Source organism: Kiritimatiellia bacterium, assembly GCA_018001225.1.
Taxonomy (GTDB): Bacteria; Verrucomicrobiota; Kiritimatiellia; order CAIQIC01; family JAGNIJ01; genus JAGNIJ01.
Window position 1 is genome coordinate 16915 of the sequence record JAGNIJ010000051.1, and the last position, 10520, is coordinate 27434.

General features: G+C 69.7%; 6 protein-coding genes and 1 tRNA gene. 5 read left to right on the forward strand and 2 right to left on the reverse strand.

Going from position 1 to position 10520, the window contains the following annotated elements; translation table 11 throughout:
- The first annotated feature begins 5 nt into the window (after positions 1-5).
- On the forward strand, positions 6-2534 hold the full coding sequence (locus KA248_14170) for a ComEC/Rec2 family competence protein (protein MBP7831053.1): 2529 nt from the start codon (positions 6-8) through the stop codon (positions 2532-2534).
- Here KA248_14170 and KA248_14175 read toward each other — a convergent pair.
- On the reverse strand, positions 2419-3513 hold the full coding sequence (locus KA248_14175; GenBank protein ID MBP7831054.1) for a tetratricopeptide repeat protein: 1095 nt from the start codon (positions 3511-3513) through the stop codon (positions 2419-2421). The genes KA248_14170 and KA248_14175 overlap by 116 nt on opposite strands.
- Positions 3514-3515: 2 nt before the next feature.
- A complete protein-coding gene (locus KA248_14180) occupies positions 3516-4709 on the reverse strand; it encodes a tetratricopeptide repeat protein (GenBank protein ID MBP7831055.1) in 1194 nt (397 codons plus the stop codon).
- 151 nt (positions 4710-4860) lie between these two features.
- On the opposite strand from KA248_14180, the gene KA248_14185 reads away from it, so the two are divergent.
- From KA248_14185 to KA248_14200, 4 genes are all read left to right on the forward strand, one after another.
- On the forward strand, positions 4861-6156 hold the full coding sequence (locus KA248_14185) for a S41 family peptidase (GenBank protein ID MBP7831056.1): 1296 nt from the start codon (positions 4861-4863) through the stop codon (positions 6154-6156).
- A 36-nt stretch (positions 6157-6192) separates the two neighbouring features.
- Positions 6193-7245 (forward strand): tRNA (adenosine(37)-N6)-threonylcarbamoyltransferase complex transferase subunit TsaD, encoded by a 1053-nt coding sequence (tsaD, locus tag KA248_14190; protein ID MBP7831057.1) that lies wholly within the window; start codon positions 6193-6195, stop codon positions 7243-7245.
- Positions 7246-7441: 196 nt separating this feature from the next.
- Positions 7442-10276: a PAS domain S-box protein gene (locus KA248_14195; GenBank protein MBP7831058.1), complete on the forward strand. Its 2835-nt coding sequence runs from the start codon at positions 7442-7444 to the stop codon at positions 10274-10276.
- Positions 10277-10325: 49 nt separating this feature from the next.
- Positions 10326-10399: transfer RNA gene (locus tag KA248_14200), tRNA-Gly, on the forward strand.
- Positions 10400-10520 lie beyond the last annotated feature (121 nt).

The window sequence follows — 10520 nt, forward strand, 5'->3', positions numbered from 1 at the left end:
CCGCCATGGCGGCCCAGCCGATGGAACTGGCGACGGGGACGGAAGGCCGTGAATCCCCGCGCCGCCCCTTCGTGGGCATGGCTCTTTTCTTCCTGGCCGGCACGGGCGCCGGCCTGTACTTCGAGGCGCCCCTGCCCTGGCTTGGCGCGGCGGCCGCCCTGCTCGCCGCGGCCGGGTTCCTCCTGCGCCACGCGGCCGCCTCCGCCTTGACGGGGACCGCCGTGTTCCTCGCGGCCTGGCTGCACATGGGCTTGGCGGCCAAGAGCCCGTCCCCTCGCGAAGCGTCCGCCCTGATGGCGCGCGACCGCGAACAGGTGGAGTTGATCGGCATGGTGACCGGCGACTCGATCACCACGCCGGCCCGCCGGCCGGACCAGGTCTATTGCCGGTTCGAGTTGCGCGTCGAGGGACTCCGCCGCCGGGTCCACTGGGAGCGGGCGCGCGGGCGGGTGTCGGTGTACTGGCGTACGGACCGGGGCGCGCCGGAGCCCCGTTACGGGGAGCGATGGCTCTGGCGCGGGGTCCTGGAGCGGAGGGCCCGGTTCGACGGCGGGCGCGGCGGCGCACTCTGCACGCTGCGGCCGGACCCCGAGGGCGGCCGCCGGCTGTCCTCCGGGCGCGGGTCGAAATTCGTCGCCTGGTGCCTGGCCCAGCGGCGCGCGTGCTTCGACCTGCTCGGCCGTGGCCTGGAGCAGAGTCCCGACGTCGCGGCCCTGCTGCGGACCCTGTTGCTGGGATACCGGCAGGAGCTTTCCCCGCAACTCCTCCAGGCCTTCTCCACGACCGGCACCCTGCACATCATCGCGATCTCCGGGCTGCACGTCGGCATCATGATCGTGCTGGTGACCGCCTTCCTCAAGGCCACCGGCCGGCCCCGCCCGCACTGGGCGTTGTACCTTGCCCCCGCGCTCGCCGTGTATGCCGTGGGCACCGGCATGAGCGCCAGCACGCTGCGCGCGACGATCATGGCGCTGATCTTCTGGGCCGGACCCCTCTTCCGCCGCCGGCCGGACGGGCTGTCCGCGCTGGCCCTTTCGGCCATCCTGATCCTGGCGTTCGCCCCCCTCCAGATCGTGGACCTCGGCTTCCTCTTCTCCTACTCCGCCGTGCTCGCGCTGATGATGTGGTATCCCCTGTGGATCCGGCCCTTCGCCGGGCGGCTGCGCGCGGATCCCTGGGCGCCGCCGGAAAGCCGGGTGCGGAAGACCGTCCGCACCGCGGCGCTCTACGTGATCGGGCTGCTGCTGACCACGAGCGCCGTGTGGTTTACCACGGCCCCGCTGACCGCCCGCTTCTTCAATCTCGTGGCGCCGATGGCGCTGCCCAGCAACCTGCTGGTGATCCCGATGTCTTTCGTGGTCCTGATGACCGGGGTCCTCACCGTGCTGTTCGGCACGCTGTCCTCCTGGCTGGCGGAGGTTTTCAATCACGCCAACCGGGTGTTCGCCGCCATCCTGCTCGGCGGCATCCGGTTCTTCTCCGGCCTCCGCTGGGGCTACGCCTACGTGCCCACGCCGCCCGCGTGGTTCCTGGCCGCGTGGTGCGCGTGGATGGCCCTGCTCCGGATGGCGCGCCGCCGCGCCGGCCTCGTGCTCGCCGGTCTCCTCGCGCTCGGCGCGGGCTGGGCCTGGCTCCGCGGCAGCGACGCGGCCCACGCGGACGTGCTGGATGTCGGCCAGGGCCAGGCGATCTTCCTGAACCTGCCGGGCCCGCGGGATGTCCTGGTCGACACGGGCCCGCGCTTCGCGTCCCGGGACGTGCTCCGCCACCTGCGCCGCCACGGCGTCAACGGGCTCCACGCCCTCATCCTGACCCACGGCGACGCGGAGCATATCGGGGGCACCGCCGCCGTCCTGGACAGCCTGCCCGTGGACGAGATCTGGTGCACGGCCCACCTCGGCCGCTCCCCTGCCTACCGCGAGTTGCTCGCCGACATCCGGCGGCGCGGCATTCCGCTCCGGACCCTTTCGCGCGGCGACCGCGGCCTGTTTCCCGGAGGCCTGGAATGGGAGGCGCTGCACCCGCCCGCGGATCGTAGCTACCGGCGCTCCGACGAGGCTTCGCTGGTCCTGCGCGTGGGCCGCGAGGCCACGGCCCTGCTGATCATGGGCGGGGCGGACGGCCACGTGGAAGAGGACCTGGCGGCGCAACGCCTGGACCTGGGCGCCACGGTGCTGGTGGTCGGCGACCACGGGACGGAAGCCTCGTGCCGGCCCGACTGGCTGGAACTCGTGCGCCCGGCCTGCGCCGTGATCAGCGTGGGGCTCGGTAACGTGCGCGGCCAACCGGACCCGGCCGCCCTGTCGAGGCTGAAAGAGGCACGCCTTCCGATCTGGAGAACCGACGAGAGCGGATCCCTGCGCATCCCCTTCCAGCGATCGACCCCCGGGGCCCGGGCCCCGGCCGTCCAACCGCTGGTCAGTCCTGCGCCCCCAGCTCCAGGAGAATCTCCTGGAAGCCCGGATCGTTCCGAAGCAGATTGTACTCCGGACGGGACATCCACGCCAGCGCCTGCTTCGGATCCACCAGGGTAACGGCCCGCTTCAGGGACTCGATGGCCGCCTCGCGATTCGCCCCATGAGACAAGGCCTGCGCCAGGCGGAAGTGGATAGGCGCTACATCGGGCGCGATGCGGGCGATCTGCTGAAGCAAAGCCGCGGCGCGATCCCACTGCTCCAACTGGATGAGGATCAGGGCGTACGTCTGCCCCGCCATGGTATCCGACGGCTGGAGCTGCATATACTCCTCAAAGTGCTGGCTGGCTTTTTCCGGCTGGCCCCGCCGGAGCTGGAGGGTGGCGAGGTTGAAGTAGGCGTTGGCGTACTGCGGATTCATCCGCGTGGCCATCCGGAACGCGGCCTCCGCCTTTTCATAATCCTCCATGCCGAGGTAGGCGACACCCAGGCTGTTGGCCATGGAGAACGTCATGGGCTCTTCGCGGGACGCCTTTTCGAAGGCTTCCGCGGCCAGGGCAAACTGCTTGACGCGGATGGCCAGCTGGCCGATCTGGTTCTGCACGCCGCGGATATCCGGGAAGATCTGAACGACCTTCTGGTAATGATCGAGGGCGTCTTCGTGACGGTCCTGCTTGGAGGCCAATTCCGCCTTCACTAGGAAATACGAGGCCTGCTTGAGGGCGGCCGCGGAGAGGGGCAGGTCTTTCAGCTGCTCGGGATTCGCGGGGGGCGGCAATTCCTCGAGCAGGTACATCGTCTGCGCGTCCGCCTCGAAACGCAGGGGGGAAGCGGCTTTCGCCAGGGTCCGGCGCGGAGGAGCGCGGAGACCCTGGCGGCTTTCGCTGATTTGCAGGTAATAGTAGGTCGTCACGACCACGATCAGGAGGCCCGACACGAACACCGTCAGCACGAAGAGCAGGGTCTGGCGGCGGAGCTGGCGCTGGGACTCGGCCCAGTAGCCCGCGGGCGCCTGGGCCGTTCCGGGCGGGGCCGGCGGCGCGGCGTTCTCGGCCGTCTTATCCCGGACGTTGTAAACGCTGTGGGAAAGCGGGTCCACCTTCACTCCTTCTCCGCCGCGGGCGCGGCCGCCAGGCCGGAGGACAGCAGGGGCTCGTTGCTGGCCGCGTCCCACGCGACCACGGCCTCATCCACGCGCCGCCGGTCGAGGGCGCTCCGGTCCTTGAGTCGCGCTTCAAACGCCCGGCCGGCGTCGGTCTTGCGCAAGGCGTCGAACGCGGGCCCCGCGTAGCTCTGCATCACCGTGGAGGCGGGGGCCTGGACCGCCGCGTGCTCGAGATGCGTCCAGGCCTGGTCCGGCTGGCCCATCAGCGCGGCCACCGCCGCGGCGTCGAGGACCAGGGGGACCCAGTCGGGGGCTTTCTGAAGGGCCTCCTGCTGGATCGCGTAGGCCTCGGGATAGCGGCCCTGCGAGGCCTCGAGGAAGGCCTTTTCCTTGAGGGCCTTGGGATCGCCGGGAGACAGAGCCAGGTAGTGTTCCAACTGCGCGGCCGTCGCGGCCGCATTCTGCTGCAGGAGGAAGCAGAGCGCGCGGTTGAAATGCGCGGGGGCGAACTGCGCGTCGTACTGGAGCGCCGCGTCGAGCAGTTCGGCCGCCTTCGCCACGCGGTTCTGGTAGAAATACGCCACGGCCAGGTCGTTCAGCAGCGCCGGCGAATCGGGCTCGTTGCCGACCGCCGCCTGCAGGATGATCAACGCCTTGTCGTATTCGCGCTGGCGCAGATAAAGCCGGCCCAGTTCCCCGCGGGTCGCGTTCAGCCCGGGCCAGAGGCGCAGGGCCTCGGCGTACATCTCGGCGGCCTGGACATACTGGCCGGCCGCCTGGAGCAGATCGCCCCGCCGGGACAACAGCGTGGCCTCGTTGGAGAGTTCGGCGTCCGAGCGGGTGACCCCGGAGAGCAATTGCTCGGTTTCCACGCGCTTCTGGGTGATATCCACGGGCGAGGACGAGCCCGCGGCGGGGATGTCCCGCGTCCGTGCCTGCTCCTTCATCTGCCACGTCTTCCGGGAAATGAAAAGCACCAGGAGCATGAAGAGCCCCATGCTCGCGAGCACCAGGAGAACCGTGCGCCACGTGGCGTGCGGGGCCGGGCGCGCGTCGCGGCGGGGGGTCGGCCTCGGATGGCCGCTGGACTTCAGGTCGGCCGCCGACGGCTGGCGGTGATACCGGTATCCCACCGGCCCGTTCTCCCGGCCCGGCGCGGCACCCGGCGACGCTGACGTGTTCTGGCTCATTACGCAAACCTCGCCGGGACTCTAGTACAAGACCGCGCGTTGTGCAAGGACATGGCGCGCCGGCGCGGTGGTTGCATTGGTTCCGGCACTGCGATATATCTTTCCCGCAGCCCGCGACGCGGAACGACGGTCCCGGGCCGGGAGAGCAACCATGTCCTTGAGAACGTTGGGCCGGGGCGCCGGGTGGCTGGGGCTGGCCGTGCTGCTGGCCGCCAACCTGGTCCTGGGCGCGCGCCTGCAGACCCAGGCCGCACCGACGGATGAGCGGGCCGCCGGCTACGAGAAGATGGCCCTCTTCACCCGGGTCCTCGAACAGGTCCGGGAACAGTACGTGGACGCCGGCAAGACCACCTACGAGGACCTCGTGTACGGGGCGCTGCGCGGCATGCTGCAGTCGCTCGATCCCCACAGCCAGTTCCTCGACCCCGAGATGTACAAGGAAATGAAGGACGAGACCGCGGGGGAATTCGGAGGCCTCGGCATCGTCATCGGCGTCAAGGAGGGCATGCTCACGGTCATCGCCCCGATGGAGGACACGCCGGGGTTCAGGGCCGGGCTCCTGCCCGGAGACAAGATTATCGAGATCGATGGAAAGCCCACGGACAACCTGACCCTCGAGGAGGCCGTCAAGCAGTTGCGCGGCGCCCCCGGCACCAAGGTGACGATCGGCATCCTCCGCCCGAAGGCCGAGGGCGTCCGCACCCTGGAACTCGTCCGCGCCGTCATCAACGTCCCGAGCGTCAAGGATACGGACCTTCTCGCGGACGGCATCGGCTACCTGCGCATCGTCCAGTTCAACGAACCCACGGCCAAGGCCGTGCACGAGGCCGTGCAGGGCCTCCAGGCGCGCGGGATGCGCGCGCTGATCCTGGACCTGCGCAACAACCCGGGCGGCCTGCTGACCTCGGCGATCGAGGTCGCGGAGAAGTTCGTCAAGCGCGGCGACATGATCGTCTTCACCCAGGGCCGCGACGAAAAACCCCTCCAGACGTTCCGCGCCAAGGGCCGCCAGCACTACCTGGATTTCCCCATGGTCATCCTGATCAACGGCGGCAGCGCCAGCGCCGCGGAGATCGTCGCCGGCGCCCTCCAGGACCACCGGCGCGCCATCCTCGTGGGCGAAAAATCCTTCGGCAAGGGCTCGGTGCAGAGCGTCCTCCAGCTGGAGGACGGGAGCGCCATCCGCCTGACCACCGCCCGCTACTACACCCCCAGCAAGCGAGTCATCCACGAGCAGGGCATCGAGCCGGATGTGCCCGTCGCCATGCCCCCGGAGGACTGGCAGCAACTGATGCTGCGGCGCGCCGAGCAGGAAACCGGGGACGAGGCCGGGGAACCGGAGACGGGGGGCCTCCGGGACATCCAGCTCGATCGCGCCCTCGACATCCTCAAGGGCGTCATGATCTTCACCGCGCAGCAGGGCACGCCGGCCATGGCCCGGCGCTGACCTTCAGGCTTCAGGGCCGACGACGGGTTTTATCTTGTGAACGTTCTGGGGATCGAGACCTCCTGCGACGAGACGGCGGCCGCCGTGGTGGCGGACGGGTGGCAGGTGCGATCCAACTGCGTGTACAGCCAGGTCGAGAGCCACCGGCCCTACGGCGGGGTCGTGCCGGAAATCGCCAGCCGCCAGCACGTCGAGATCCTGCCGGGGATCCTCGGCGACGCCGTGGAGCGCGCCGGCCTCGCCTGGGCCGACCTCGATGCGGTGGCCGTGACGCACGGCCCCGGCCTCGCCAGCTCCCTGCTCGTCGGCGTCTCCGCCGCCCAGGCGCTGGCGCTCCGCCTGCGCCGGCCGCTGATCCCGGTCAACCATGTCGAGGCTCACCTGTATTCCCTCTTCCTGCCCGGGCCGTCGACCGAGGGGCCGGCCCCGGCGCCGGAACCGCCCATGCTGGTGCTGATGGTCTCCGGCGGGCACACGGCCCTGGTCCGCTTCGACGGCCCCGGCCGCTACCGCTGGCTCGGTCAGAGCCTGGATGACGCCGCGGGCGAGGCGCTGGACAAGGGCGCCAACCTGATGGGCCTCGGCTACCCCGGCGGCCCGGCCATCGAGCGGGCCGCCGCGGGCGGCGACCCGGAACGCGTGTCCTTTTCCCGGACCTCCATCCGGGCCAGCCGGCGCACGGGCGAGTTCGATCCCGACCTGTGCTTCAGTTTCAGCGGGCTGAAAACCGCCTTGCTTTATCTGCTGAAGAGGCAGCCGGAACTGCTGGGAGCGGATTCGCTCGCGCATCTCGCCGCCGCCTACCAGGAAGCGGTATTCGACGCCCTGCTCGACCGGGTCGAACGCGCCCTGGAGAAGGCGGACTATGCCTCCATCGGCTGCGTCGGCGGCGTGGTGCGCAACCGGCGGCTCCGCGCGCGGCTCGAAGAAGCGGGGCGCCGGCGCCGCCGGCCCCTGCGGCTGGCCGGGCCCGATTACTGCACCGACAATGCGGCCATGGTCGCCGGCCTGGCGGGCAGCGCCGGCGGCCCGCCGGCCGCCGACCCGGCCGGCGTCGATATCCAGCCCGACCTGCGTCTGGCCTCCTGAATCTTTGGCGTGCGTGACTTTTCTGTACGATCCGGTGAAATGTCTCGCCCGTGCTTTTTCACGGCCGGGACGGCCGTGCCACCCTTCAGATCCATTCCTTCGTTAAAGATTCAGGCTGACCTCCAGGGAAGCACAATGCCTTTGACGCTGTCCCCCGGCTTCCTCTATGCTGCCGGGCAATAGGCAACGCGACGCCATGACCGTTCCGTCCAGTCCCGCGGCCCCGTTCTTCAAGTCTCTATTCCTGTCCCTCGACCTCCCGGTCATCCTCATGGACGACGAACTGCGCGTCCTCCTGCTCAACCCGGCGGCGGAGCGGATCACGGGCGCCCGCAACCCGAAGGCCGCGGGCGCCTTCGGCGGCGACCTGGTGGGCATGGACCGGACGACCTGCGAAGCCCTGGGCTTCGGCGCGAAGAACAAGGAGACAGCCTGGCGGGAATTCGTATGCGTCCCCGCAGGGGCGGCAAGCCGCCTGGTCCGCGCCCGGGGCTGCGTCATGCCGTGGGGCGCGCGGCGTACAGCCGTGGTCTGGATCCTGGAGGCTCCGGGTTGGCATGACGCCGGCCCCCGCCTCCTGCCGTCCGGCGCCCCCGTCATCCTCTTCGAGCTCGATACCGGCGGGCGGATCGTGTACGGCGCGGAGGAATTCGCCGAATTGCTGGAGCGGCAGTCCGACGCCACCACCGGCCGCCTTCTCCGCGACCTGCTGGTGGACGAGCAGAAGGCGTCGTTCGATGACGTGTGGCGCAAGGTGCACGGCGGAGAGGCCGTCCGCAACTCGGAACTGCGGCTCGCCCACAGCCGGGGCGCGGCGCGCCCGTTCTGGGCTTCCTTCTTCCCCATCAAGGATCCGCGCGGGGTCACCCTGGGCATCCGCGGCGTCGCCGGCGATCTTTCCGGCCAGAAGGACCTCGCCTATGCCCTCGAGGCTTCCGAGGAGCGCTTCAGCGTGCTCTTCCGGGAATCGTCCGACCCCATCCTCATCCTCAACATGGACGGCGACATCCTGCTCGTGAATCCCTCCTTCGAGCGCATCACGGGGGTGCGCTCGGACGAGTTGTTCAGCGGCGAAAAGAGCTGGGCCGATTTCGTGCTGCCGGCCGACTACGAGGCGCTCCGGCGCGACCTCCGCCTGTGCGCGGCGACCCAGAAGGACGGCATGAGCGAGTTCCGCGCCCGGGATGCCGGCGCCCAGGTGGTCTGGTTCGAGCAGAGCCACAGCATCCTGCACGACGAGAACGGCCAGCCCCGCGGCATCATGGCCGTGGCGCGCAACATTCATCGGCACAAACAGCACGAATTCGAGCTGCGCGAGCAGGCCGAGGACATGCAGCGCCGGCACGACCGCGCCCAGGCGCTGATCGCCAGGCTGAAGCTCTTCTTCGCCCAGACCAGTTCGCTGGCCCACGACGCCCAACGCTTCCTCCAAGGGGTGTGCGACATCCTGTTCGAGATGTACGAGCCCCTGCTGGTCCTCCTGCACCTGACGGACGAGACCCCCGTCCTCTATCACGCCCGGCCCGAGGTGCTGGCCGAGATCGGGCCCGAGAACCTCGCGGGCCTCTCCTGCGGGGTGTGCGGCCAGATCATGGACACGGGCATGCCCTTCTATTCCCACGCCCTCGACAACAGCCCGCCCCCGAATTGCACGGCGCGGCTGGGCTCCCGCGCGTTGAAGACCTGCGTCGGCGCGCCCCTGCGCGACTCCAGCGGGCGGGTGCGCGGCTCCATCGTGATGCTCGACGACAAAACCCGCGCGTTCGACAGCCTCGACGTCGAAGTCGTCACCGTCGCGGCCCTGCAGGTGGCGTCCCGGCTGCGCGCCGACGAGCAGGAGATCGTGCGGCGCGGGCTCGAGGAGCACCTCCGGCAGGCCCAGAAGATGGAGGCCGTCGGCATGCTGGCCGGCGGCATCGCCCACGACTTCAACAACATCTTGAGCAGCATCCTGGGCTTCACCACCTACCTGCTCGCCCGGACGCCGCCGGGCAGCAACATCCACCGCGACCTCGGCCTGATCGAGCAGTCGGCCGTGCGGGCCGCCGACCTCACGCGCCAGCTGCTCTCGTTCGCGCGCCGGCGCCATTTCGCCAAGGAGCCCGTCTCCTTCAACACCGTGATCAACGACGTGGTGGCCATCCTGCGCCGCTCGCTGCCGGCCAACGTGCAGATCCATACGCGGCTGGAGCCCGAGTTGCCGCCGGTCCTCGGCGACCGCGGGCAGCTCAACCAGGTGATCATGAACATGGGCATCAACGCGGCCGAGGCCATGTCGGGCAAGCTCGGGACGCTCACGCTCTCCACCGAGCACCGGGCGCTGGACCCGCGCGAGCGGGCGGTCCTGGCCGAGGCAACGGAAGAGAAGTACGTCTGCGTCACGGTCAGCGACACGGGCAAGGGCATCCCGAAGGAGGACCAGGCGCGCATTTTCGACCCGTTCTTCACGACCAAGGCGGCCAGCGGCGGCACGGGCCTGGGCCTGTCCATCGTGTACGGCATCGTCACCAACCACAAGGGCTTCGTCCACGTCGAGAGCGAGGAGAAGCGGGGCACCGCGTTCCGGTTGTATTTCCCGGCCTGCGAGACCGGCGGCGCGACCGAGGAGTCGCCCGCGCCCGGCCGGGTGCTCACCGGCACGGAAACGATCCTCGTGGTCGAGGACGAGTCCCTGGTCCGCCAGATGGCGGTCGAGGTCCTGAAATCCTACGGCTACAAGGTGGTGTCGGCCTCGACCGGCGAGGAGGCGGTCGACCTCTTCAAGGGCATCCGGGATCGCGTGGACCTGGTCTTCCTCGACCTGGTCATGCCCGGGCTGGGCGGCGAGGAAACGTTCCAGGCGCTGCGCGCGGAGAACCCGGCGGTGAAGGTGCTTCTGACCAGCGGGTTCGTGCGCGAGGACCTCTCCGAACGCCTCATCGCGGCCGGCGCGCTGGGCATCCTCTACAAGCCCGCCAAGAGCGACGACCTCCTCGCCGCCGTGCGCGACGCCCTCGACGGCCGGCCGGTCCCGACGCCCTCGAAATCTTGACGGGGCCGGCGCGGAACCGTAGAGTCCGGCGATGGATGAAACGCCCCGGGCGGGTGTAGCTTAGTGGTAAAGCCTCTGCCTTCCAAGCAGAATACACGGGTTCGATTCCCGTCACCCGCTCCAATCTCCAGTCGGGGCAATTTCCGCTACGATTTTCCACGGCATCGCGTATTCCATGAGGACGACCGGGACGGATTTTCCGAGCAACTTCAGCGGCTGACGGTGGCGGGCAACCGGCGCGACG

What these genes read in the sequence shown, in the direction of transcription:
- KA248_14170 (MBP7831053.1), top strand. Translation starts at nt 6, where the DNA reads ATGGCGGCCCAGCCGATGGAACTGGCGACGGGGACGGAAGGCCGTGAA.
- KA248_14180 (MBP7831055.1), bottom strand. Translation starts at nt 4,709, where the DNA reads ATGAGCCAGAACACGTCAGCGTCGCCGGGTGCCGCGCCGGGCCGGGAG.
- KA248_14185 (MBP7831056.1), top strand. Translation starts at nt 4,861, where the DNA reads ATGTCCTTGAGAACGTTGGGCCGGGGCGCCGGGTGGCTGGGGCTGGCC.
- KA248_14195 (MBP7831058.1), top strand. Translation starts at nt 7,442, where the DNA reads ATGACCGTTCCGTCCAGTCCCGCGGCCCCGTTCTTCAAGTCTCTATTC.